Below are 22,444 nucleotides of genomic sequence, written 5' to 3' on the forward strand. Positions count from 1 at the left end.
AGGGGGTTGTTGTGTTTGATTTCGACAAAATCATCGAGCGTAAAAGCGATAAGTGCCGTAAATGGGACCATGCGTTTGTCTGCTCACGCTTTGGTGATGTCCCGCAGGGGTTTATCCCGCTGTGGATCGCAGACATGGACTTCACCTCGCCGCCGGCCGTTATTGAAGGCTTCCAGCGCATCGTGGAGCACGGCACCTTTGGCTATACCTGGAGCTTCGACGAATTTTACGACGCGGTGATGGCCTTCCAGCGCACGCGTCATCAGGTTGAGGTGGAGAAGTCGTGGCTCACCCTGACCTACGGCACCGTCTCCACGCTGCATTACACGGTCCAGGCGTTCTGCACGCCTGGCGATAGCGTGATGATGAACACGCCGGTCTACGATCCGTTTGCGATGGCGGCACAGCGCCAGGGCGTGCGGGTGCTTGCTAACCCACTGTCCGTGAAGGAAAACCGCTATCAGCTGGATTTTAATCTGGTTGAAGATCAGCTCAAAACCCACCGTCCAAAACTGTGGTTCTTCTGCTCGCCGCATAACCCCTCGGGCAGGATCTGGCGCGCGGATGAGATACGTCAGGTCTCCGATCTCTGTAAACGCTACGGCACGATTCTGGTGGTCGATGAGGTTCACGCAGAGCACATTCTGAAAGGCACATTCGTCAGCTGTCTGACCTCGGGCTGTGCCGCACTGGACAACCTGATCGTGCTGACGTCGCCAAATAAAGCCTTCAACCTAGGCGGGCTGAAAACGTCCTACTCCATGATCCCGGACGATTCGCTGCGCCAGCGCTTCCGCCAGCAGCTTGAGAAGAACTCGATTACCTCACCCAATATGTTCGGCGTATGGGGGATTATTCTCGCCTACCAGCACGGCCTGCCGTGGCTCGACGCGCTCAACGACTATCTGCAAGGCAATGCCCGCTACCTTGCGGACGCTATTCAGACCCACTTCCCGGCGTGGAAGATGATGAACCCGGAATCGTCGTATCTGGCCTGGATAGACGTAAGCGCCGACGACCGCAGCGCCACAGAGTTGACCCAACATTTCGCCCAGCAGGCCGGTGTCGTGATTGAAGACGGCAGCCACTACGTGCAAAACGGCGAAAACTACCTGCGGATTAACTTCGGCACCCAGCGCTACTGGCTGGAGCAATCCATCAACCGAATGCTGAAGCATTTCTGATTAGGATCTTAACCGATGAAAAAAGTGCTCACTCTCTCGCTGCTGGCCCTGTTTGTTTCTCACGGTGCTCTGGCCACCAACTACGTGCTCAATAACGACAATATTGCTCTGTCATTTGATGACGCAAACTCAACGGTAGTGGTTAAGGACAATAAGGCTAACCATCCGCTCACGCCGCAGGAGCTGTTCTTCCTGACGCTGCCGGACGAGACAAAAATCCACACCGCGGATTTCACCATTAAGCACGTCGAAAAGCAGGACAACGCTATTGTCGTCGACTTTACCCATCCGGACTTTAACGTAACGGTGAAGCTGAACCTGGTGAAGGGAAAATACTCCAGCATCGACTACACCGTTGCCGCAGTCGGCCAGCCGCGAGACGTGGCGAAAATTACCTTCTTCCCGACGAAAAAGCAGTCTCAGGCACCCTATGTTGACGGGGCGATCAACAGCTCGCCGATCGTTGCTGATTCGTTCTTTATTTTGCCGGACAAGCCCATCGTTAACACTTACGCCTATGAAGCGACCACCAATCTCAACGTAGAACTGAAAACGCCGATCCAGCCAGAGTCGCCGGTCAGCTTTACCACCTGGTTCGGCACCTTCCCGGAAATCAGCCAGCTGCGCCGCAGCGTGAACCAGTTTATTGATGCCGTGCGTCCGCGACCGTACAAGCCTTATCTGCACTACAACAGCTGGATGGATATCGGCTTTTTCAATCCGTACACCGAGCAGGATGTTCTGGGGCGGATGGACGAGTGGAATAAGGAGTTCATTACCGGACGCGGCGTGGCGCTGGACGCCTTCCTGCTGGACGACGGCTGGGACGACCTTACCGGGCGCTGGCTATTTGGCCCGGCATTCAGCGACGGTTTTGGCAAGGTTCGGGAAAAAGCCGACAGCCTGCACAGCTCGGTCGGACTGTGGCTCTCGCCGTGGGGAGGCTACAACAAGCCTCGCGACGTTCGCGTCTCGCATGCAAAAGAGTATGGGTTTGAAACCGTCGACGGGAAGCTGGCCCTGTCAGGACCGAACTACTTTAAGAACTTCAATGAGCAGATCGTTAAGCTTATCAAAAACGAACGCATTACCTCATTCAAGCTGGACGGGATGGGTAATGCCAACGCGCATATCCAGGGCAGCCCGTTTGCCTCGGATTTTGACGCCTCTATCGCTCTGCTACATAACATGCGCAGCGCCAACCCAAATCTGTTTATCAACCTGACGACCGGCACCAACGCCAGCCCATCCTGGCTGTTCTACGCCGACTCGATCTGGCGCCAGGGCGATGACATTAACCTGTACGGGCCCGGCACGCCGGTACAGCAGTGGATGACCTACCGCGATGCCGAAACGTACCGCTCCATTGTGCGCAAAGGCCCGCTGTTCCCGCTGAACTCGCTGATGTACCACGGGATCGTCAGTGCGGAAAACGCCTATTACGGGCTGGAGAAAGTACAAACGGACAGCGATTTTGCCGATCAGGTCTGGAGCTACTTCGCGACCGGCACGCAGCTGCAGGAGCTGTATATCACTCCTTCAATGCTGAACAAGGCGAAGTGGGATACCCTTGCGCAGGCGGCAAAATGGTCGCGGGAAAACGCCAGCGTGCTGGTGGATACCCACTGGATAGGCGGAGACCCGACGGCGCTTCAGGTTTACGGCTGGGCGTCATGGAATAAAGACAAAGCCATTCTTGGTTTGCGAAACCCGTCGGACAAGCCGCAAACCTACTATCTGGATTTAGCGAAAGATTTCGAAATCCCGACAGGAGAGGCAGCGCAGTTTAGTCTGAGAGCGGTATATGGCCGTAATGCAACCGTACCGGGACAATACAAAAACGCCGTGGTGATTACGCTACAACCGCTGGAAACGCTGGTGTTTGAGGCGGTGCCAGGAAAATAAAAAGTGTTCAGATCTGTAGGCCGGGTAAGGCGCAGCCGCCGCCCGGCAAAAAGACGGCTGGGGCTTACTCCCCCTGCTGCTCCAGCGCGTACTTATACAGGGCATTCTTCTTCACGCCGTGAATTTCCGCCGCCAGCGCAGCCGCTTTTTTAAGCGGCAATTCGGCCTGTAGCAATGCCAGCGTGCGCAGCGCATCGGCTGGCAGGGCATCCTCTTCTGCTTTATGCCCTTCGACAATCAGCACCATCTCACCTTTGCGGCGGTTTTCGTCTTTCTTCACCCACGCCAGCAGTTCACCCACCGGTGCGCCGTGAATGGTTTCCCAGGTTTTGGTCAGCTCGCGCGCCAGCACGACGTAGCGGGACTCACCCCAGACGGTAACCATATCGTCCAGGCTTTCCAGCAGGCGGTGGGTGGATTCGTAGAAAATCAGGGTGCGCGGTTCCGCTTCCAGGTCTTTTAAGACGTCGCGACGGCCTTTGGATTTGGCGGGCAGAAAACCTTCATAGCAGAAACGGTCAGACGGCAGACCTGCGGCGCTTAACGCAGCAATCGCGGCGCACGGTCCCGGCAGGGGCACAACGCGAATGCCGGCTTCACGGCAGGTACGCACCAGATGGTAGCCAGGGTCGTTAATCAGCGGCGTTCCCGCGTCGGAGACCAGCGCAATGTTCTGCCCCTCCTTGAGCTTCGCCACCAGCGTGTCGGCTTTTTGTTGCTCATTGTGATCGTGCAGGGCAAACAAACGGGCGTTAATCGCGAAATGCTGCAGCAGTAAACCGGTATGACGAGTGTCCTCAGCCGCAATTAAATCAACGGCTTGCAATACAGTGAGTGCACGTTGGGTAATATCAGACAAATTCCCGATAGGAGTAGGTACAATATAAAGCTGGCCTTGAGAATTATCTGCCGTTTCGTGTTGTTTCATTGTTTCGTCCGTATTGCCGATTTAATATTGAGCATTGCGTAAAAAAAATCACTGGATACAGTATGGTACCGTTAACGTTTCTTCGAAAAAAAGCCACGCGCAGCGTGCCGCTTCTGCTGGCAGCCCTGATCTTTGCAGGCTGCGGCACCCAGGCACCTGACCAGAGCACCGCCCATCTTGAGGGTTCCGCTCAGGCTGATTCTGGCTTTTATCTGCAACAAATGTCGCAGAGTTCAAATGATACCAGGATCAACTGGCAATTACTCGCCATTCGTGCACTGCTGAAAGAGGGAAAAACCCAGCAGGCTGCAGAGCTGTTCGGCCAGCTGCCGAAAGATCTTAACGATACCCAGCGTCTTGAGCAGAGCCTGCTCTCTGCCGAGCTGAAGGTCGCGCAGAAAGAGTATGACGGCGCGAAAAAGATCCTGGGTAGCATCGACCTGAGCGCGCTGGATAAAAACCAGCAGGCACGCTTCTGGCAGGCGGGTATCACCGCTGAACAGGGGCGTCCTTCCCTGACGCTGCTCCGCGCGCTTATCGCTCAGGAACCGCTGCTTGCCGGTGCCGATAAGCAGAAAAATATTGATGCCACCTGGCAGGCTCTTGCCGCCATGACCCCGGATCAGGCAAAGGCGCTGGTCATCAACGCGGATGAGAACGTGCTGCAGGGCTGGCTTGATCTCCAACAGATGTGGTTTAACAACCGCACCGACCCTAAGATGCTGAAGGCCGGTATTACCGACTGGCAGACTCGCTACCCGCAAAACCCGGGCGCCAAAATGCTGCCAACCCAGTTGGTGAACGTGCAGAACTTTAAGCCAGCATCGACCAGCAAAATTGCACTGCTTCTGCCGCTGAATGGTCAGGCGGCGGTGTTTGGCCGTACGATTCAACAGGGCTTTGAAGCGGCGAAAAACGGCACTATGCCGGTGACGGGCAGCGCGGTGCCGGTGCAGGCAGCACAGGCGGCCAACGTGAATGATGTTGTCAGCCCTTCCGCCGCCGAGACCAGCGATCTCACCACGGCGCAAACCCCGGCGCAAGGCACGATGCAAAACCCGGTGACCGCACCGACGACGCCTCCGCCTGCTGCAGAACCAGCAACACAGGCGCCAGTGGAGACACCTGCTTCTCCTGCAGCGCCTGAGGCAACAGCAGAACAACCTCAACAACAGCCAGCACAACCAACCACTCAACCAACCACTCAACCTGCCGCGCAGCCGCAGGCCGTGGCGACCACCAGCGCTAATCCTGGCACCGAACTGAAAATTTACGACACCAGTTCGCAGCCGCTTGACCAGGTACTGGCTCAGGTGCAACAGGACGGGGCGAGCATCGTTGTCGGTCCGCTGTTGAAAAACAACGTGGAAGAGCTGATGAAGAGCAATACCACGCTAAACGTGCTGGCGCTCAACCAGCCGGAGCAGGTTCAGAACCGGGCCAATATTTGCTACTTCGCGCTCTCTCCGGAAGACGAAGCTCGCGATGCGGCACGTCATATCCACGAGCAGGGTAAACAGGCTCCACTGTTGCTCATCCCGCGCAGTACGCTGGGCGATCGCGTAGCGAATGCCTTCGCCGATGAGTGGCAGAAGCTGGGCGGCGGTATCGTGCTGCAGCAGAAATTCGGTTCCGTCTCAGAACTGCGCGCGGGCGTAAACGGCGGAGCGGGTATCGCGCTTAACGGCAGCCCGGTGACCGCCAGCCTGCCACAGCAGCAGGGCGTGACCATTGGTGGGCTGACCATCCCTGCCCCACCTACCGACGCGCAGATCGGCGGCGGTGGAAAAGTGGATGCGGCTTATATCGTTGCCACACCGCAAGAGATCGCCTTTATCAAACCGATGATTGCGATGCGTAACGGCAGCCAGAGCGGCGCAACGCTCTATGCCAGTTCCCGCAGCGCGCAAGGCACCGCTGGCCCGGATTTCCGTCTGGAAATGGACGGCCTGCAGTACAGTGAAATTCCGATGCTCGCGGGCAGCAACCCGGCGTTGATGCAGCAGGCGCTGAGCAGCGTACGTAACGACTACTCACTGGCGCGTCTGTATGCCATGGGGGTCGATGCATGGGCGCTGGCGAACCACTTTACCCAGATGCGTCAGGTACCGGGCTTTGAGCTTAACGGCAACACCGGCGATCTGACCGCGACGCAGGACTGCGTGATCAACAGGAAGTTATCATGGCTCAAATACCAGCAGGGACAAATCGTCCCGGCCAGTTAAGCCGTAAAGAGACCGGCGATGCGTGGGAGTTAAAAGCGCGTCGCTGGCTTGAAGGCAAAGGACTGCATTTTATCGCCGCTAACGTTCGCGGACGTGGCGGCGAAATTGATCTGATCATGAAAGAGGGTCAGGTGATTGTGTTTGTAGAAGTCCGCTTTCGACAGTCTTCCCGTTTTGGCGGTGCTGCCGCCAGCGTGACGCTCGCCAAACAACATAAATTATTACAGACTGCCCACTTGTGGCTTGCCCGCCATAATGGGAGTTTTGATACTGTGGATTGCCGGTTCGATGTGATAGCCTTCACCGGAAATGAGATCGAATGGCTTAAAAACGCTTTTGGCGAAGACGCATAATTACGATTTAAAAGGGATAACGTGCTCGAAAGAATTAAAGTGTGCTTCACAGAAAGCATCCAGACTCAGATTGCCGCGGCGGAAGCCCTTCCGGACGCGATCTCTCGTGCTGCAATGACGCTGGTGCAATCCCTGCTTAATGGCAACAAAATCCTCTGTTGTGGCAACGGTACCTCAGCCGCCAACGCACAGCATTTTGCTGCCAGCATGATTAATCGTTTTGAAACCGAACGCCCGAGTTTACCTGCCATTGCACTTAATACCGATAATGTGGTCTTAACAGCGATTGCTAACGATCGTCTGCATGACGAAATTTACGCAAAGCAGGTGCGCGCCCTGGGGCATGCCGGTGATGTGCTGCTGGCCATCTCCACGCGCGGCAACAGCCGGGACATTGTCAAAGCCGTTGAAGCCGCGGTCACCCGAGACATGACTATCGTCGCCTTAACCGGCTATGACGGTGGTGAACTGGCGGGTCTGCTGGGGCCGCAGGATGTGGAAATCCGCATTCCGTCTCACCGTAGCGCACGCATTCAGGAGATGCATATGCTCACGGTAAACTGCTTATGCGATTTGATCGATAACACGCTTTTCCCTCACCAGGATGATTAAGGAGTTTTTATGAAGGCTTTATCGACCCTCGCAGTCCTTATGTCTGCATTGCTGCTTCAGGGATGTATCGCTGCGGCTGTCGTGGGTACTGCCGCAGTAGGCACCAAAGCGGCGACCGATCCACGCTCTGTAGGAACGCAGGTGGATGACGGTACGCTGGAGCTGCGCGTCAACAGTGCGCTGTCGAAAGACGAACAAATTAAGAAAGAAGCGCGTATCAACGTGACGGCTTATCAGGGCAAAGTCCTGCTGACGGGTCAGTCACCGAATACCGAACTCTCCAGCCGCGCGAAACAGATCGCCATGGGCGTTGAGGGCACTACGGAAGTCTTCAATGAAATCCGTCAGGGCCAGCCAATCAGCCTGGGTACGGCGTCGTCTGACACCTGGATCACCACAAAAGTCCGTTCCCAACTGCTGGGTTCAGATCAGGTGAAATCCTCAAACGTAAAAGTGACGACCGAAAACGGTGAAGTGTTCCTGCTGGGTCTGGTTACCGACCGTGAAGGGAAAGCGGCAGCGGATATCGCCAGCCGGGTCAGCGGCGTGAAGCACGTCACCACCGCGTTTACTTACATCAAATAAAAAAACCTCACTGTAGGCCCGGTAAGCGTAGCGCCACCGGGCTTTTTTTTTCACAGAAGCGCAATGCTTCCCACCAGCACCCCACTTAACGCTACCAGCCCCGCTGTCAGCCACAGCGCTTTTGCCGGGAAAGACTTACGCAGCATGACAAGCGACGGCAAACTAATGGCCGGCAAGGTGATAAGCAGCGCCAGCGCGGGCGCGGTGCCCATGCCAGCCAGCATCATGGTCTGAACAATCGGAATTTCAGCCGCCGTTGGGATCACAAACAGGCAGCCAGCAACGGCCATCGCAATCACCCACATCAGCGTGTTATCAATCGCGCCATCCGCATGCGGGAACAGCCAGACGCGCGCCGCGCCGAGCACCAGAACCGCCAGGATATAAACCGGAATGGTGCTCCAGAAAAGTTGCCACAGCGCTTTACCCCAGCGGGCAAAGAAACTGCCCTGCGGCTCGCTGATGTCCAGCTCAACAGAAGCGGGCTCTGGCGCTTTCTCTTTCACCAGATTTTGCACCAGCGTCGCCACCACCAGCACCGTCAGCAGCCCGGCAACCAGGCGGATAGCCGCAAAATGCCAGCCGAGCACAAAGCCCATAAACACCAGCGTTGCCGGGTTGAGCAGCGGGTTGCCCATCCAGAACGCCAGTGCACCGCCCATCGAGACACGCTGACGGCGCATTCCTGCGGCCACAGGGGCTGCACAGCATGAACACATCATGCCCGGCAGAGAGAAAATCGTCCCCAGCAAGGTGCCCTGAAAGCGTGGCTGCCCGAGGGTTTTCACCAGCCAGTTTCGCGGAATAAGTACCTGAATCAGCGACCCTAACAAGACGCCTAATACCGCAGCTTTCCAGACAGCAAGGAAGTAGACCATGGCGTAATCCCACGCCGCCTTCAGCGGGCTGGCATCCGCCTGCGCGAGTATCGATTTACCAATGCTGTGCGTTTCAGCGGCGGTGAAGGCCTTGCCATAGTACGGCTGCCATTTCACATACCAGAGGCCAATGATGACCACGAGAAAGAAGAGTGCGGGCTTCCACCATTGGACAGGTGTCGCCGCCTGAGATGAAGACTGACCAGTCATACCATTCCCCGGAGAGTGTTATTGAATAAGCCGGAGAAGTTTACGCCTCGCCCTGCGCGATTTCACGCAGTTTTGCCGAAGGGATGATATTGACCCCTTCCTGCGACGGTGCCAGCGCCTCTTTCAGCATCGCCTGCGCGACATCCCGCGCCTCAATGGACTTCCAGTTACCCGGCAGGATGCGAAACAGCGGAGCGAAAACAGACTCGTTAAAGCGCCGTTCGTCGCGGTGCCCCATCAGCATAGAAGGCCGCACAATGGTCAGATATTCCCACTTCTGGGCAATCAGCGCCTCTTCCATCTTGCCCTTCACCTGGTTGTAAAAAAACGGCGAGCCGTTGCTCGCGCCGTGCGAACTGACCACCAGAAAATGCTTTGCCCCCAATTTTTTCGCCGTCAGTGCGGTATCCACCACTAGGGTGTAATCCGCATGGACAAAGGCTTCTTTACTGCCCGCCTCACGCCGCGTCGTACCGAGGCAGCAAAAGGCGATATCAATCGGGTCCTGCACCTGCGCCAGCGCGTCGGTGAGCTGCGGGTCGTGTGGGTTAAAGACGCCAGAGATATCCAGCAGCGGGCGACGCGTCGGTGCGGCGATATAGTTAATATGGCGATCCTGGATCAGCAGCCGCAGCAGATGCCCGCCGACCAGCCCGGTTGCGCCCGTAATCAGTACCTGGCTCATCGTATCCCCTTTACAGAATTGTCCGTTTGCGAACTCAGCGTGGTCGACCACACTTAGAAGTCTGTTACAGGTAAGTATTTACCACAAGCGGAGAAAAATCAGTCTGAAGCCAAAACAACGGAGGAAGCATGGGCAAGAAAATCGCAGTCTTGATTACCGACGAGTTTGAAGATTCAGAATTCACCTCTCCTGCAGAGGCATTCCGCAAGGCGGGACATGAGGTCATTACCATTGAGAAAGAAGCGGGCAAAACGGTGAAAGGCCATAAGGGCGAAGCCAGCGTGACCATCGACGAAACCATCGATAACGTCAGCCCGTCTGATTTCGACGCCCTGCTGTTACCCGGCGGCCATTCACCGGATTACCTGCGCGGGGACGAGCGTTTCGTCACTTTCACACGTGACTTTGTCGCTACCGGAAAACCGGTCTTTGCTATCTGTCACGGCCCGCAGCTGCTGATCAGCGCCGACGTGGTCCGCGGACGTAAGCTGACGGCGGTGAAACCGATCGTGATCGATCTGAAAAATGCGGGGGCTGAGTTTTACGATCAGGAAGTGGTCAACGACAAAGACCAGTTGATCACCAGCCGGACCCCGGACGATCTTCCGGCGTTTAACCGGGAAGCGCTACGCCTGCTCGGCGCGTAGCCAGTGAAGCTTCTTGCCAAAGCCCAGCGTGTTGTCGGTAAATTTCAGCTCATCGAGGCGGATTTCCCACACCGGGGCTTTTAGCGCAGCGGCAACCGGGAAGCGGCGCGTGTAGTGCTTACGGCGCGCGTCGCTCTCTTCTCCCTCCAGCCGACGGATCTCTCCTTTGAACTGCACGCCACGGATCAGCGCGACCGTTTTGGGCTGGCCATTTACCGTACCCGCCACCTTCGCCTGCTGGCCGGTCATTTGCGCATGCCGCGTTTTGTCTTCGCTCATGACATAGAAGGCTACGCGCTCGGGATCGTAGTAATAAAAGGCGTTCGCGCACCACATCTCTTCGTCTTTACAGACGCACCAGGTGACGACATGCTGCTTCGCCAGCCAGCGGTTAATGGCTGCCAGTGTTTCCATTTTCGCTCTCTCTCATGCTATGGTGCGTTCACCTTAACATACTGAATCTGTTTACCGTGTGCTGGTTTCTCTATCTCGTCCGAACCCCTGATAACGCACTCTACACCGGGATCACTACCGATGTGGCGCGGCGTTTTTTACAACATCAAACGGGGAAAGGGGCAAAAGCGCTGCGGGGGAAAGGTGAACTTCAGCTGGCTTTTTACGCCGCCGTCGGCGACAGGTCGCTGGCGCTCAGGCTGGAATACCGGATTAAACAGCTGACGAAGCGCCAGAAAGAGCGCCTCGTTACCGGAGACGGCTCCTTTGAGGCGCTACGCGAAAGCCTGCTCAGAAACGATTGAAGTGATCGTGGTAATCAACCAGGCCACTCACACCGTTCAGGGCATCATCCGCCAGGCGATGTACCTGGAAGGCGGATTCGGTACCCGGCCAGCGGCAGCGCAGATCGTAATGCGCGGCCTGCTCGAAGCCTAAGCGGCCATAAAATGCCGGATCGCCCAGCGTGACCACGGCGGCATAGCCAAACTCATTCAGCGAGTCCAGCCCTTCATACACCAGCTGGCGCGCCAGGCCCTGGCCGCGATAGTTCTCATCGACCGCCAGCGGTGCCATGCCTACCCACTGCAGATCTTCGCCCTGAACAATTACCGGGCTGAAGGCAACATAGCCAACAACCTGACCTTCGTCATCGGTGGCTACCAGCCCTAAAGTAATCAGGCCGTCTTCACGGAGATCGTGGACCAGTTGGGCCTCCGCATCGCTCTCAAAAGCGCGGCGTAACAACGCATCGATACCCGGTGCATCAATCCCAATTTCGACTCGAATCAGCATGGCTCACCTACTGAAGTGTGTTTACTGTCAGGCGGGGTTTTCAGCCCAGCCTCAACGAAATCTGCCATTTGCATCAGCATCACGCGCAGCGCTTTCGGCATCTGCTCCAGCTCAATGGCATCCATTAAATTTTTCACGTACAGACCCAGCTCCGTATCGCCTTCAATGACCAGACGGCGCTGGAAGAATAACGTATCCGGATCCTGTTTACGCGCGGCGATCATCAGCAGATCGCTGGCACTGGCGCTAAAGCTCACATCCGCCTCGGCGGACTCACGCACAATGAGTTGATCATTCTCAACCGAGGTAAACCAGCGCAGCCCGATGTCACGCACCTCAATGCTCAGCCAGCGGCCTTCCAGAAACTCCAGCTCGCCGTCCTGCAGCGCCTGGCGGAATTGCCAGCTCAGGACCTGCTCGAGCACCTGACGTTTTAGCGCGAACGGCGCCAGTTTCACTGGCACGCTCAGCATTGATGGACCGAATTGTACGAGACGTGAACGCAGTTTATCCAGCACGAGCTTTACTCCCTGATAGCAATAGTCCCGCTATTTTGCCATATCCGACGCACAACATAGCGGCGTAAATCAACAAACCGTCGTCCGGTGACGCTCATTATTGGTGTCATCAATACGCCATTAGCTGCCTTAAATCAAAAATTGTCGCCCAGGGGTTAATTAAAATCCCAGCTCGTTAACAATTTTGCGATCGACTACATCAGGATAATTTATGGAGCTGCTCTGCCCTGCCGGTAACCTACCGGCGCTTAAGGCGGCCATCGAAAATGGGGCCGATGCGGTCTATATCGGGCTGAAAGATGATACCAACGCCCGCCATTTTGCTGGCCTCAACTTTACGGAGAAAAAGCTTCAGGAAGCCGTTAACTTCGTTCACCAGCACCGCCGCAAACTGCATATTGCCATTAATACCTTTGCGCATCCTGACGGCTATGCCCGCTGGCAGCGCGCGGTGGATATGGCCGCACAGCTGGGTGCCGATGCGTTAATCCTGGCCGACCTCGCCATGCTTGAGTATGCGGCAGAACGCTATCCGCATATTGAGCGCCACGTCTCTGTTCAGGCATCCGCCACGAATGAAGAGGCCGTGCGTTTTTATCATCAACACTTTGACGTCGCTCGCGTGGTGCTGCCCCGCGTGCTCTCCATTCATCAGGTTAAGCAACTCGCGCGCGTCACGCCAGTGCCGCTGGAAGTTTTTGCCTTTGGCAGCCTGTGCATCATGGCCGAAGGCCGTTGCTACCTTTCTTCTTATTTAACCGGTGAATCACCCAATACCGTTGGGGCCTGCTCTCCTGCCCGCTTTGTCCGCTGGCAACAAACCCCGCAGGGGCTGGAATCACGCCTGAATGAAGTGTTGATTGACCGCTATCAGGACGGCGAAAACGCGGGTTATCCAACGTTATGCAAAGGCCGATATCTGGTTGACGGTGAGCGCTACCACGCGCTGGAAGAGCCTACCAGCCTCAACACGCTGGAGCTGCTGCCGGAACTGCTGGCGGCGAATATTGCCTCGGTAAAAATTGAAGGTCGCCAGCGTAGCCCGGCCTATGTGAGTCAAGTGGCGAAAGTCTGGCGTCAGGCTATCGACCGCTGCATGGCGGACCCGCAAAACTATGCTCCGCAGGCAACCTGGATGGAGACGCTCGGTTCTATGTCCGAAGGCACGCAAACGACGCTTGGCGCGTATCACCGTAAATGGCAGTGAGATAACCATGAAATATTCATTAGGACCGGTGCTCTACTACTGGCCAAAAGAGACGCTGGAAGATTTTTACCAACAGGCCGCCACCAGCAGCGCTGATGTGATTTATCTCGGTGAAGCCGTGTGCAGCAAGCGCCGCGCCACCAAAGTGGGCGACTGGCTGGAGATGGCGAAAAGTCTCGCCGGAAGCGGTAAACAGGTGGTGCTCTCGACGCTCGCGCTGGTGCAAGCCTCGTCCGAACTGGGTGAACTGAAACGCTACGTTGAAAACGGTGAATTCCTGCTGGAAGCGAGCGACCTGGGCGTGGTGAACATGTGCGCCGAACGTAAGTTACCGTTCGTCGCGGGTCATGCATTGAACTGCTATAACGCCGTCACGCTGCGCCTGCTGCTCAAACAGGGAATGACGCGCTGGTGTATGCCGGTGGAACTCTCCCGCGACTGGCTGGTAAACCTGCTGACGCAGTGTGACGATCTCGGCATTCGCAATCAGTTTGAAGTGGAAGTGCTGAGCTACGGCCATCTTCCGCTGGCTTATTCCGCGCGCTGCTTTACCGCGCGTTCGGAAGACCGCCCGAAAGACGAGTGTGAAACCTGCTGCATCAAGTACCCGAACGGGCGCAGCGTGCTATCCCAGGAAAATCAGCAGGTGTTTGTCCTGAACGGGATTCAGACCATGAGCGGCTATGTCTATAACCTGGGCAACGAACTGGCGTCGATGGACGGCCTGGTGGACATAGTGCGTTTATCCCCTCTGGATACCGGCGTGTTCGCGATGCTGGACGCCTTCCGCGCAAATGAAAACGGCGCAGCTCCGCTGCCGCTAACGGCAAACAGCGACTGTAATGGTTACTGGAAACGCCTGGCCGGGCTGGAACTGCAGGCCTAAAAAAAGCTCACTTTGTTAACAACGGTTATCATTTTTTAATGCAGTATTAAAGACTGACCGTCGACAAAGTGAGCTGTTATGACTGACAAAACCCTTTCGTTTTCGGTGCTGGACCTGGCGCCGATCCCACAAGGCTCCTCGGCCAGAGAAGCCTTTTCGCATTCTCTCGATCTGGCTCAACTGGCTGAAAAGCGTGGCTACCATCGCTACTGGCTGGCCGAGCACCACAACATGGTCGGCATTGCCAGCGCCGCCACCTCGGTACTGATTGGTTATCTGGCGGCGAACACAACGACATTGCATCTGGGCTCCGGTGGCGTGATGCTGCCGAACCACGCCCCGCTGGTGATTGCCGAGCAGTTTGGCACGCTGAATACCCTCTATCCTGGCCGTATTGATTTGGGGCTGGGTCGTGCGCCGGGTAGCGACCAGCCGACCATGCGCGCCCTGCGTCGCCATATGAGCGGCGATATCGACAACTTCCCGCGCGATGTGGCTGAACTGGTTGACTGGTTTGACGCGCGCGATCCGAACCCACACGTGCGCCCGGTGCCGGGCTACGGCGAGAAGATCCCGGTGTGGCTGCTGGGTTCAAGTCTTTATAGCGCGCAGCTTGCCGCGCAGCTGGGTTTGCCGTTTGCGTTTGCCTCGCATTTCGCACCGGATATGCTGCATCAGGCTCTGCATCTCTATCGTACGAACTTTAAACCGTCTGAACGTCTGGAGAAACCGTACGCGATGGTGTGTATTAACATCATTGCCGCCGACAGTAATCGCGATGCTGAATTCCTGTTTACCTCCATGCAGCAGGCGTTTGTGAAGCTGCGCCGCGGTGAGACCGGGCAACTTCCACCGCCAGTGGAGAATATGCATCAGCTGTGGTCTGCCTCTGAGCAGTATGGCGTGCAGCAGGCGCTGAGCATGTCGCTGGTGGGGGATAAAGCGAAAGTGCGACACGGTCTGGAAGCGGTGCTGCGTGAAACGCAGGCGGATGAGATTATGGTTAACGGCCAGATTTTCGATCACCAGGCGCGTTTGCATTCGTTTGATTTGGCGATGCAGGTGAAAGAGGAGTTGGTGGGGTAGTTTTTTGCTTTGCTCCCTCTCCCTTTGGGAGAGGGTCGGGGTGAGGGAGCAAGCCGCACGTTTTACTGGTATACCGGCAACAGATTAAAGCTCGACAGCACGTGAATCACCGCGTTACCCACCCCAAACAGCAGAATCAGCGCAATCATCGGTTTGCCGCCCCAGACGCGGAATTTAGGGCTACCGAAGCGTTTACGTGATTTACGCGCCAGCAGCGCCGGCACAATAGCCGCCCAGATGGTTGCCGCCAGACCCGCATAGCCGATGGCGTACAGGAAACCGTTCGGCCACAGCAGCCCCCCCGCAACGGGCGGCAGGAACGTCAGCAGCGCCGTTTTGAAACGCCCCATCGCAGAATCATCAAAGCCAAAGAGATCCGCCAGGTAGTCAAACAGACCCAGCGTCACGCCCAGGAAAGAGCTCGCCACGGCAAAGTTGGAGAAGATCACCAGCAGCAGATCCAGGCTGCGGCTGTTCAGCACGCCGCTCAGCGCCTGAACCAGCACATCAATGTTACCGCCCTTCTGCGCAATGCCGATAAACTCTGGACGCGGGATGTTGCCCATCGTCCCTAGCAGCCAAATCACATACAGGCCCAGCGCCAGCAGCGTACCGTAGACCAGACACTTCACGATGGTGCGTGGATCTTTGCCGTAGTACTTCATCAGGCTCGGCACGTTACCGTGGTAGCCAAACGATGCCAGACAGAACGGCAGCGTCATCAGCAGGTACGGGGTGTAGGAAGTATTCACTTCCGCGACATTAAACAGCGTGGCGGGCGTGACGTGCCCCAGCAGGCTACCGAAGGTCAGGAAGAAGGTGATGACCTTTGCGCCCAACACAATCGCCGTCATGCGGCTCACCGCTTTGGTACTCATCCAGACGATAAAGGCCACGCCCAGAGCAAAACACAGACCCGCCAGACGCGCCGGAACGTTTAGCGACATCTCAGCAAAGGTGTGGTGCAGTATCGAACCGCTCGCGGAAATGTACGCGTAGGTCAGAATGTAGAGCACAAACGCGATGGAAAGCCCGTTTACCAGGTTCCAGCCCTTGCCCAGCAGATCTTTGGTGATGGTGTCGAAGCTGGAGCCAATGCGGTAGTTGAGGTTCGCCTCAAGGATCATCAGCCCGGAATGGAGCATACAGAACCAGGTAAAGACCAGCGCCGCCAGCGACCAGAAGAACCACGCACCGGACATGACCACAGGCAGGGAAAACATCCCGGCACCTATAATGGTTCCGCCGATGATCACCACGCCGCCAAGCAGCGAAGGTGACGTTTGGGTGGTGGTTAGTGTCGCCATACAGCCTTTTCTCCAGTCAATTATGCGGTTCTGCATTTTAGTGTGACGCACTGTACCAGTACAAGAGTACAAAGGGAATAAAAAAAGCCCCGATAGCATTTATCGGGGCTGTATATTTTACTTTACGTCAGAAGCGTAAGGCTTACGCGTCACCGAAACGACGACGGCTGGTGCCTTCTTCACGGCGTGGGCCACGGTTTTCGCGGCGCTCGCCGGAGAAACGACGACCTTCACCACCGCGACCTTCTGTGCGACCGCCTTCACGACGCTCGCCGCCGAAACTGCGACCACCGCCACGACGTTCGCCACCACGGTCAGGACGTGGCTGAGCATCGCCCAGCAGCTGCATGTTCATCGGCTTGTTCAGGATGCGGGTGCGAGTAAAGTGCTGCAGTACTTCGCCCGGCATACCTTTTGGCAGCTCGATGGTAGAGTGGGATGCGAACAGCTTGATGTTACCGATGTAACGGCTGCTGATGTCGCCTTCGTTAGCGATCGCGCCAACGATGTGACGAACTTCAACACCATCATCACGGCCCACTTCAATGCGGTACAGTTCCATATCGCCCGCTTCACGGCGTTCACGACGTGGACGGTCTTCACCACCACGCTCTGGACGGTCACCACGTGGGCCACGATCGTTACGGTCGCCACGACGTTCAAAGCGATCGTCACGGTCACGGAATTCACGCTTAGGACGCATTGGCGCATCAGGTGGCACGATCAGAGTACGTTCGCCCTGCGCCATTTTCAGCAGTGCCGCAGCCAGGGTTTCCATGTCCAGCTCTTCGCCTTCAGCCGTAGGCTGAATCTGCGACAGCAGTGCACGGTACTGATCCAGATCGCTGCTTTCCAGCTGCTGCTGTACTTTCGCGGCGAATTTTTCCAGACGGCGTTTGCCCAGCAGTTCTGCGTTTGGCAGTTCAGCTTCTGGAATAGTCAGCTTCATGGTGCGTTCGATGTTACGCAGCAGACGACGCTCGCGGTTCTCAACGAACAGCAGCGCACGGCCCGCACGACCCGCACGACCGGTACGGCCGATACGGTGAACGTAAGACTCGGAATCCATCGGGATGTCGTAGTTAACAACCAGGCTGATACGCTCAACGTCCAGACCACGTGCTGCCACGTCGGTTGCAATCAGGATATCCAGACGACCGTCTTTCAGGCGCTCCAGCGTCTGCTCACGCAGAGCCTGGTTCATGTCACCGTTCAGTGCTGCGCTGTTGTAGCCGTTACGCTCCAGCGCTTCAGCCACTTCCAGGGTCGCGTTTTTGGTACGCACGAAGATAATCGCCGCATCAAAATCTTCCGCTTCCAGGAAACGTACCAGCGCTTCGTTTTTGCGCATGCCGTACACAGACCAGTAGCTCTGGCTGATGTCCGGGCGAGTGGTGACGCTGGACTGAATACGCACTTCCTGAGGATCTTTCATGAAGCGTTTGGTGATACGACGAATCGCTTCTGGCATGGTAGCAGAGAACAGCGCGGTCTGATGACCTTCTGGGATCTGCGCCATGATGGTTTCGACGTCTTCGATGAAGCCCATACGCAGCATTTCATCTGCTTCGTCCAGTACCAGACCACTCAGTTTAGAGAGATCCAGCGTACCGCGCTTCAGGTGATCCAGCAGACGGCCCGGCGTACCGACAACAATCTGTGGGCCCTGGCGCAGGGCGCGTAACTGCACGTCATAACGCTGGCCACCGTAAAGGGCTACCACGTTTACGCCGCGCATATGTTTAGAGAATTCCGTCATGGCTTCAGCAACCTGAACAGCCAGTTCACGGGTTGGAGCCAGGACAAGGATCTGCGGTGCACGCAGGTCCGGATCGATGTTGTTCAGCAGCGGCAGCGAGAACGCTGCAGTTTTACCGCTACCAGTCTGGGCCATGCCCAGCACGTCACGACCAGAAAGCAGGTGTGGGATACACTCAGCCTGGATCGGAGATGGTTTTTCGTAACCCAGATCGTTAAGGGCTTCAAGGATAGGAGCCTTCAGGCCCAGATCTGCAAAAGTGGTTTCGAATTCAGCCATGTAGTACAAGTGCCTCGATATTAATGGCGGCCAGTCTACTTAGCTCATCGTGAAAATGATTAGCAATTTTCATTGAAAAGTGTGAACCGGCTCAAAGTAGGTGTATTGACGAACAACAACGCCCTCACCAGTTAAGGTGATGGCAATCAAAAGATTACGGGCTGATGTTTATGTCGTCAGCTATTGCTGGTCCGATTCTGCCAGGTCGTCTTGCTCCTGGCCCAAGAGCGATAATTCCAACAATGCATAACGGTGCTCAACGAAGTTGTGTACGTTGTTAGCAACCGCTAATTTGAACAGTGCCGTAGCGCTGTCCTTATCCCCCAGACTTAGGTAGTACTTACCTAAATAGAAGTTGGTTTCACTGAGATGCTCAGCGAGCGAGGTGTTATCCGTTGCGTCCGCCTTGAGGCGTTCCATCAGCGTTGCTTCGCTAATGTTGCCCAGGTAGAACTCGACAATGTTCCATCCCCACTGTTCCTTGTCCGATTTATCGAAGCGCTGTTTCAGGGCCTCTTTTGCCTGCTTCTCATCGAGCTTCTGCTCAACGATGTAAAGCCACAGGCTACGGAAAGGATCATTAGGATCGTCTTGATAAAACGCCAGCAGATCATCTTGCGCTAACTTATCACGACCGCCGTAGTACAATGCGATACCGCGATTCAAGTGCGCGTAGTTGTAAGTTGGATCAAGCTCAAGTACAGAATCAAACGCTTCATAGGCAGCATCAAAATTGCCTGCCTGCGTTAAATAAATGCCTAAGTAATTGAATACTTCAGGCATATCAGGTCGGATAGCCAGCGCTTGTGAAAAATCATTTCGCGCCAATGCCCTCAGACCGAGACTATCATACAACACTCCGCGCTCATATAAAAGCTGTGCGCGTTCGTCATCGGTTAAAGCCCGACTGGCAAGAATTTGTTCCATGCGTGCCAGAATCACTTCCTGCTGCAAAGTCGGTTGCAATGGCACTGCGAGGACTTCGCTCTTACGCCAGGCAGAGTTGCTGCATCCTGCCAGCGTTAAAGCTGTCGCAACGAAACACCAGCGCAAAAAAGGCTTCATTTCCCACTCCCGAAGACAACTATTGGATGAACGTCCTGTCCCCCGGCGGCTTAACAAGGCGTCCTGCCTGATACCAGGCCCTCCGCAATGCGGAGGGCAAATGGCAACCTTACTCGCCTTGCTGTTCAGCAGCCGAAGTTTCCGGCGCCGCAGCAGGCTGAGACTGCTCGGTTGCTTCTTTAATGCTCAGACGGATACGGCCCTGGCGGTCAACTTCCAGAACTTTAACCGGTACTTCCTGACCCATCTGCAGGTAATCGGTCACTTTCTCAACGCGCTTGTCAGCGATCTGAGAGATGTGAACCAGACCTTCTTTACCGCCACCGATGGCAACGAACGCGCCAAAGTCAACGATACGGGTCACTTTACCGTTGTAGATACGGCCCACTTCGATTTCAGCGGTGATCTCTTCGATACGACGGATAGCGAATTTCGCTTTCTCGCCGTCGGTTGCTGCGATCTTCACAGTACCGTCATCTTCGATTTCAATGGTGGTGCCCGTCTCTTCGGTCAGCGCACGGATTACGGAACCGCCCTTACCGATAACATCTTTGATCTTGTCTGGATTGATCTTGATGGTGTGGATACGTGGAGCGAACTGAGAAATGTCGCCACGCGGCGCGTTAATCGCCTGTTCCATCACGCCCAGGATGTGCAGACGCGCACCTTTAGCCTGGTTCAGAGCAACCTGCATGATCTCTTTAGTGATACCTTCAATTTTGATATCCATCTGCAGTGCAGAGATACCGTCGCGGGAACCCGCCACTTTGAAGTCCATATCGCCGAGGTGATCTTCGTCACCCAGAATGTCAGACAGAACAACGAAGTTGTCGCCTTCTTTCACCAGGCCCATTGCGATACCCGCAACAGCGGCTTTGATCGGCACGCCTGCATCCATCAGTGCCAGAGAAGCACCACATACGGAAGCCATGGAAGAAGAACCGTTAGATTCGGTGATTTCAGACACCACACGTACGGTGTACGGGAATTTGTCAGCTTCTGGCATCACGGCCAGCACGCCGCGCTTCGCCAGACGACCGTGACCAATTTCACGACGCTTCGGCGAGCCAACCATGCCGGTTTCCCCTACGGAGTACGGAGGGAAGTTGTAGTGGAACAGGAAGTTGTCAGTGCGCTCGCCCATCAGTTCGTCGATGATCTGTGCGTCACGAGCGGTACCCAGGGTCGCGGTGACCAGGGCCTGCGTTTCACCACGGGTAAACAGTGCGGAACCGTGAGTACGTGGCAGTACGCCAGTACGCACATCCAGACCACGGATCATGTCTTTTTCACGGCCATCAATACGCGGCTCGCCGGCCAGTACGCGGCTACGAACAACGTTTTTCTCGATAGCGTGCAGGATTTCGCCAATTTCGTTAGCGTCCAGCGTTTCGTCTTCAGCAACCAGGGTCGCGGTCACTTCAGATTTGATCACATCAACCTGAGCATAGCGCTCCTGTTTGTCGGTGATGCGGTACGCGTCGCTCAGACGAGACTCTGCCAGTGCCGCAACACGTGCGTTCAGCGCGTCGTTTGCTGCTTCTGGCTGCCAGTCCCAACGTGGCTTACCGGCTTCTTTCACCAGGTCGTTGATGTTCTGGATAACGATCTGCTGCTGATCGTGGCCGAAGACCACTGCGCCCAGCATCTGGTCTTCGCTCAGCAGTTCTGCTTCGGATTCAACCATCAGAACCGCCGCTTCAGTACCGGCAACAACCAGGTCCAGCTTACTTTCTTTCAGCTCTTCCTGAGTTGGGTTCAGCACGTACTGGTCATTGATGTAACCCACGCGCGCGGCACCGATTGGGCCATTGAATGGAATACCAGACAGTGACAGGGCAGCAGATGCACCGATCATCGCAACGATGTCCGGGTTAACCTGTGGGTTAACGGAAACTACGGTTGCGATAACCTGTACTTCGTTAACGAAGCCTTCCGGGAACAGCGGACGAACCGGGCGGTCAATCAGACGCGCGATCAGGGTTTCGCCTTCGCTTGGACGGCCTTCACGACGGAAGAAACCACCAGGGATTTTACCGGCAGCGTAGGTACGCTCCTGGTAGTTAACGGTCAGCGGGAAGAAGTCCTGACCTGGTTTAGCTTTTTTCTGGCCCACTACGGTGACGAACACCGCGGTGTCATCCATGCTTACCATAACGGCAGCAGTAGCCTGACGTGCCATCATGCCGGTTTCCAGCGTGACGGTATGTTGACCATACTGGAATTTACGAACGATCGGATTCAGCAAAATTCTGTCCTTTCTTAAATGTATGACAGCACACCACCGGCGTGCTGTCGATTTAACCCGACCTTCTTCGCATCCTCGCGACTAATGACAACCGACACCCCCATGGGTGAAGCCTCTCATTAGCCGCGCGAACCTCTGCAATGAAGATCATTTATAGCAACAATACAATAGTTTCCAGTGAATTGCTGCCGTCTGGTTGAAAAAAGGGGCCATCAGGCCCCCTTTTCTGAAACTCGCAAGACTTAGCGACGCAGACCCAGACGCTCGATCAGCGCGGTGTAACGTGCAACATCTTTACGTTTCAGGTAGTCGAGCAGTTTACGACGCTGAGAAACCATACGCAGCAGACCACGACGGCTGTGGTGATCTTTTTTGTGCTCTGCAAAGTGACCCTGCAGGTGGTTAATCTGTGCAGTCAGCAGAGCAACCTGAACTTCGGTAGAACCGCTGTCGTTAGTACCACGACCAAACTCAGAAACGATTTTAGCTTTAGCTTCAACGCTTAGAGACATTTTAAAACTCCAAAGTATAAAGAATGTAAGGGTGCCGATCTCTAATTCAGCGACCCCATGTACGCCTCGCAGATTGTTAAACAATTTACCAGGCGTTAAGCGGCAATATTCTACTCG

The 22,444-nt window shown here is 55.8% G+C and carries 23 protein-coding genes; 11 read left to right on the plus strand and 12 right to left on the minus strand.

Annotated features, from left to right (window positions below; translation table 11 throughout):
* Window positions 1-11: 11 nt before the first annotated feature.
* Together G0034_RS20050 and G0034_RS20055 are read left to right on the plus strand one after the other, a co-directional pair.
* Window positions 12-1,184: a MalY/PatB family protein gene (locus G0034_RS20050; RefSeq protein ID WP_023331383.1), complete on the plus strand. Its 1,173-nt coding sequence runs from the start codon at window positions 12-14 to the stop codon at window positions 1,182-1,184.
* A gap of 15 nt (window positions 1,185-1,199) precedes the next feature.
* A complete protein-coding gene (locus G0034_RS20055) occupies window positions 1,200-3,089 on the plus strand; it encodes an alpha-galactosidase (protein WP_023331384.1) in 1,890 nt (629 codons plus the stop codon).
* Window positions 3,090-3,153: 64 nt separating this feature from the next.
* Here the strand turns inward: G0034_RS20055 and rsmI are convergent, their stop codons facing one another.
* Window positions 3,154-4,017, minus strand: coding sequence for a 16S rRNA (cytidine(1402)-2'-O)-methyltransferase (rsmI, locus tag G0034_RS20060; RefSeq protein WP_179121232.1), 864 nt, complete (start codon window positions 4,015-4,017; stop codon window positions 3,154-3,156).
* A gap of 62 nt (window positions 4,018-4,079) precedes the next feature.
* Between rsmI and G0034_RS20065 the strand changes: the two genes are divergently transcribed.
* The 4 genes from G0034_RS20065 to dolP are packed head-to-tail and all read left to right on the plus strand — an operon-like array spanning window position 4,080 to window position 7,792.
* Window positions 4,080-6,242: a penicillin-binding protein activator gene (locus G0034_RS20065; RefSeq protein WP_179121233.1), complete on the plus strand. Its 2,163-nt coding sequence runs from the start codon at window positions 4,080-4,082 to the stop codon at window positions 6,240-6,242.
* Window positions 6,200-6,595 carry a YraN family protein gene (locus G0034_RS20070; RefSeq protein WP_014885358.1) on the plus strand — a complete coding sequence of 132 codons (396 nt, stop codon included), beginning with the start codon at window positions 6,200-6,202 and terminating at the stop codon, window positions 6,593-6,595. Before G0034_RS20065 ends, G0034_RS20070 begins: the two co-directional genes overlap by 43 nt.
* Window positions 6,596-6,616: 21 nt before the next feature.
* Window positions 6,617-7,207 (plus strand): DnaA initiator-associating protein DiaA, encoded by a 591-nt coding sequence (gene diaA / locus G0034_RS20075; protein ID WP_003861754.1) that lies wholly within the window; start codon window positions 6,617-6,619, stop codon window positions 7,205-7,207.
* A 9-nt stretch (window positions 7,208-7,216) separates the two neighbouring features.
* On the plus strand, window positions 7,217-7,792 hold the full coding sequence (gene dolP, locus G0034_RS20080; RefSeq protein ID WP_014171764.1) for a division/outer membrane stress-associated lipid-binding lipoprotein: 576 nt from the start codon (window positions 7,217-7,219) through the stop codon (window positions 7,790-7,792).
* A gap of 50 nt (window positions 7,793-7,842) precedes the next feature.
* On the opposite strand, the gene G0034_RS20085 is transcribed toward dolP, so the two are convergent.
* On the minus strand, window positions 7,843-8,880 hold the full coding sequence (locus tag G0034_RS20085; protein WP_023337853.1) for a permease: 1,038 nt from the start codon (window positions 8,878-8,880) through the stop codon (window positions 7,843-7,845).
* Between the two features lie 40 nt (window positions 8,881-8,920).
* Complete coding sequence (locus G0034_RS20090; protein WP_045268607.1) at window positions 8,921-9,565, minus strand: NAD(P)H-binding protein; 645 nt, start codon at window positions 9,563-9,565, stop codon at window positions 8,921-8,923.
* Window positions 9,566-9,693: 128 nt separating this feature from the next.
* Between G0034_RS20090 and G0034_RS20095 the strand changes: the two genes are divergently transcribed.
* Window positions 9,694-10,212 carry a type 1 glutamine amidotransferase domain-containing protein gene (locus G0034_RS20095; RefSeq protein ID WP_023337854.1) on the plus strand — a complete coding sequence of 173 codons (519 nt, stop codon included), beginning with the start codon at window positions 9,694-9,696 and terminating at the stop codon, window positions 10,210-10,212.
* On the opposite strand, the gene G0034_RS20100 is transcribed toward G0034_RS20095, so the two are convergent.
* Window positions 10,192-10,626, minus strand: coding sequence for a YhbP family protein (locus G0034_RS20100; protein WP_023331387.1), 435 nt, complete (start codon window positions 10,624-10,626; stop codon window positions 10,192-10,194). The two genes, G0034_RS20095 and G0034_RS20100, sit on opposite strands and share 21 nt — an antisense overlap.
* 14 nt (window positions 10,627-10,640) lie before the next feature.
* On the opposite strand from G0034_RS20100, the gene G0034_RS20105 reads away from it, so the two are divergent.
* Entirely contained in the window at window positions 10,641-10,970 is a 330-nt protein-coding gene (locus G0034_RS20105) for a GIY-YIG nuclease family protein (protein WP_087530160.1), read from the plus strand.
* Here the strand turns inward: G0034_RS20105 and G0034_RS20110 are convergent.
* Together G0034_RS20110 and ubiT are read right to left on the minus strand one after the other, a co-directional pair.
* The gene (locus tag G0034_RS20110) at window positions 10,957-11,460 is read right to left on the minus strand and encodes a GNAT family N-acetyltransferase (protein WP_014885364.1); all 504 of its coding nucleotides are present in this window, start codon (window positions 11,458-11,460) and stop codon (window positions 10,957-10,959) included. The two genes, G0034_RS20105 and G0034_RS20110, sit on opposite strands and share 14 nt — an antisense overlap.
* A complete protein-coding gene (gene ubiT / locus G0034_RS20115; protein WP_014885365.1) occupies window positions 11,454-11,978 on the minus strand; it encodes a ubiquinone anaerobic biosynthesis accessory factor UbiT in 525 nt (174 codons plus the stop codon). Before ubiT ends, G0034_RS20110 begins: the two co-directional genes overlap by 7 nt.
* A 211-nt stretch (window positions 11,979-12,189) precedes the next feature.
* On the opposite strand from ubiT, the gene ubiU reads away from it, so the two are divergent.
* From ubiU to G0034_RS20130, 3 genes are all read left to right on the plus strand, one after another.
* The gene (ubiU, locus tag G0034_RS20120) at window positions 12,190-13,185 is read left to right on the plus strand and encodes a ubiquinone anaerobic biosynthesis protein UbiU (RefSeq protein ID WP_117581473.1); all 996 of its coding nucleotides are present in this window, start codon (window positions 12,190-12,192) and stop codon (window positions 13,183-13,185) included.
* 7 nt (window positions 13,186-13,192) lie between these two features.
* A complete protein-coding gene (locus G0034_RS20125; protein WP_117581475.1) occupies window positions 13,193-14,071 on the plus strand; it encodes a U32 family peptidase in 879 nt (292 codons plus the stop codon).
* A 78-nt stretch (window positions 14,072-14,149) separates the two neighbouring features.
* On the plus strand, window positions 14,150-15,157 hold the full coding sequence (locus G0034_RS20130) for a luciferase-like monooxygenase (protein ID WP_117581477.1): 1,008 nt from the start codon (window positions 14,150-14,152) through the stop codon (window positions 15,155-15,157).
* 62 nt (window positions 15,158-15,219) lie between these two features.
* On the opposite strand, the gene mtr is transcribed toward G0034_RS20130, so the two are convergent.
* The 6 genes from mtr to rpsO all read right to left on the minus strand — a co-directional run bounded on the left by mtr (window position 15,220) and on the right by rpsO (window position 22,327).
* Window positions 15,220-16,464: a tryptophan permease gene (gene mtr / locus G0034_RS20135; protein ID WP_117581479.1), complete on the minus strand. Its 1,245-nt coding sequence runs from the start codon at window positions 16,462-16,464 to the stop codon at window positions 15,220-15,222.
* Between the two features lie 142 nt (window positions 16,465-16,606).
* Window positions 16,607-18,502, minus strand: coding sequence for a DEAD/DEAH family ATP-dependent RNA helicase (locus G0034_RS20140; RefSeq protein WP_014885369.1), 1,896 nt, complete (start codon window positions 18,500-18,502; stop codon window positions 16,607-16,609).
* Window positions 18,495-18,575, minus strand: coding sequence for a protein YrbN (gene yrbN / locus G0034_RS20145; RefSeq protein WP_097397692.1), 81 nt, complete (start codon window positions 18,573-18,575; stop codon window positions 18,495-18,497). Before yrbN ends, G0034_RS20140 begins: the two co-directional genes overlap by 8 nt.
* 107 nt (window positions 18,576-18,682) lie before the next feature.
* Window positions 18,683-19,567, minus strand: coding sequence for a lipoprotein NlpI (gene nlpI / locus G0034_RS20150; RefSeq protein WP_013098912.1), 885 nt, complete (start codon window positions 19,565-19,567; stop codon window positions 18,683-18,685).
* Between the two features lie 109 nt (window positions 19,568-19,676).
* Window positions 19,677-21,815, minus strand: coding sequence for a polyribonucleotide nucleotidyltransferase (gene pnp / locus G0034_RS20155; protein ID WP_179121234.1), 2,139 nt, complete (start codon window positions 21,813-21,815; stop codon window positions 19,677-19,679).
* 242 nt (window positions 21,816-22,057) lie between these two features.
* Window positions 22,058-22,327, minus strand: a complete 270-nt coding sequence (gene rpsO / locus G0034_RS20160; RefSeq protein ID WP_003861789.1) for a 30S ribosomal protein S15 — start codon at window positions 22,325-22,327, stop codon at window positions 22,058-22,060.
* Window positions 22,328-22,444 lie beyond the last annotated feature (117 nt).

This window comes from Enterobacter sp. T2, from assembly GCF_010692925.1.
In the GTDB taxonomy this organism is placed as follows: Bacteria; Pseudomonadota; Gammaproteobacteria; order Enterobacterales; family Enterobacteriaceae; genus Enterobacter; species Enterobacter kobei.

Bases quoted from the DNA above. Each gene is read 5' to 3' on its own strand.
- G0034_RS20140 (WP_014885369.1), bottom strand. From the start codon at position 18,502: ATGGCTGAATTCGAAACCACTTTTGCAGATCTGGGCCTGAAGGCTCCT.
- G0034_RS20085 (WP_023337853.1), bottom strand. From the start codon at position 8,880: ATGACTGGTCAGTCTTCATCTCAGGCGGCGACACCTGTCCAATGGTGG.
- G0034_RS20055 (WP_023331384.1), top strand. From the start codon at position 1,200: ATGAAAAAAGTGCTCACTCTCTCGCTGCTGGCCCTGTTTGTTTCTCAC.
- G0034_RS20070 (WP_014885358.1), top strand. From the start codon at position 6,200: ATGGCTCAAATACCAGCAGGGACAAATCGTCCCGGCCAGTTAAGCCGT.
- G0034_RS20130 (WP_117581477.1), top strand. From the start codon at position 14,150: ATGACTGACAAAACCCTTTCGTTTTCGGTGCTGGACCTGGCGCCGATC.
- nlpI (WP_013098912.1), bottom strand. From the start codon at position 19,567: ATGAAGCCTTTTTTGCGCTGGTGTTTCGTTGCGACAGCTTTAACGCTG.
- ubiU (WP_117581473.1), top strand. From the start codon at position 12,190: ATGGAGCTGCTCTGCCCTGCCGGTAACCTACCGGCGCTTAAGGCGGCC.
- G0034_RS20125 (WP_117581475.1), top strand. From the start codon at position 13,193: ATGAAATATTCATTAGGACCGGTGCTCTACTACTGGCCAAAAGAGACG.
- G0034_RS20065 (WP_179121233.1), top strand. From the start codon at position 4,080: ATGGTACCGTTAACGTTTCTTCGAAAAAAAGCCACGCGCAGCGTGCCG.
- G0034_RS20090 (WP_045268607.1), bottom strand. From the start codon at position 9,565: ATGAGCCAGGTACTGATTACGGGCGCAACCGGGCTGGTCGGCGGGCAT.
- G0034_RS20105 (WP_087530160.1), top strand. From the start codon at position 10,641: ATGCTATGGTGCGTTCACCTTAACATACTGAATCTGTTTACCGTGTGC.
- yrbN (WP_097397692.1), bottom strand. From the start codon at position 18,575: ATGAAAATTGCTAATCATTTTCACGATGAGCTAAGTAGACTGGCCGCC.
- rpsO (WP_003861789.1), bottom strand. From the start codon at position 22,327: ATGTCTCTAAGCGTTGAAGCTAAAGCTAAAATCGTTTCTGAGTTTGGT.
- G0034_RS20095 (WP_023337854.1), top strand. From the start codon at position 9,694: ATGGGCAAGAAAATCGCAGTCTTGATTACCGACGAGTTTGAAGATTCA.
- rsmI (WP_179121232.1), bottom strand. From the start codon at position 4,017: ATGAAACAACACGAAACGGCAGATAATTCTCAAGGCCAGCTTTATATT.
- dolP (WP_014171764.1), top strand. From the start codon at position 7,217: ATGAAGGCTTTATCGACCCTCGCAGTCCTTATGTCTGCATTGCTGCTT.
- G0034_RS20100 (WP_023331387.1), bottom strand. From the start codon at position 10,626: ATGGAAACACTGGCAGCCATTAACCGCTGGCTGGCGAAGCAGCATGTC.
- G0034_RS20110 (WP_014885364.1), bottom strand. From the start codon at position 11,460: ATGCTGATTCGAGTCGAAATTGGGATTGATGCACCGGGTATCGATGCG.
- mtr (WP_117581479.1), bottom strand. From the start codon at position 16,464: ATGGCGACACTAACCACCACCCAAACGTCACCTTCGCTGCTTGGCGGC.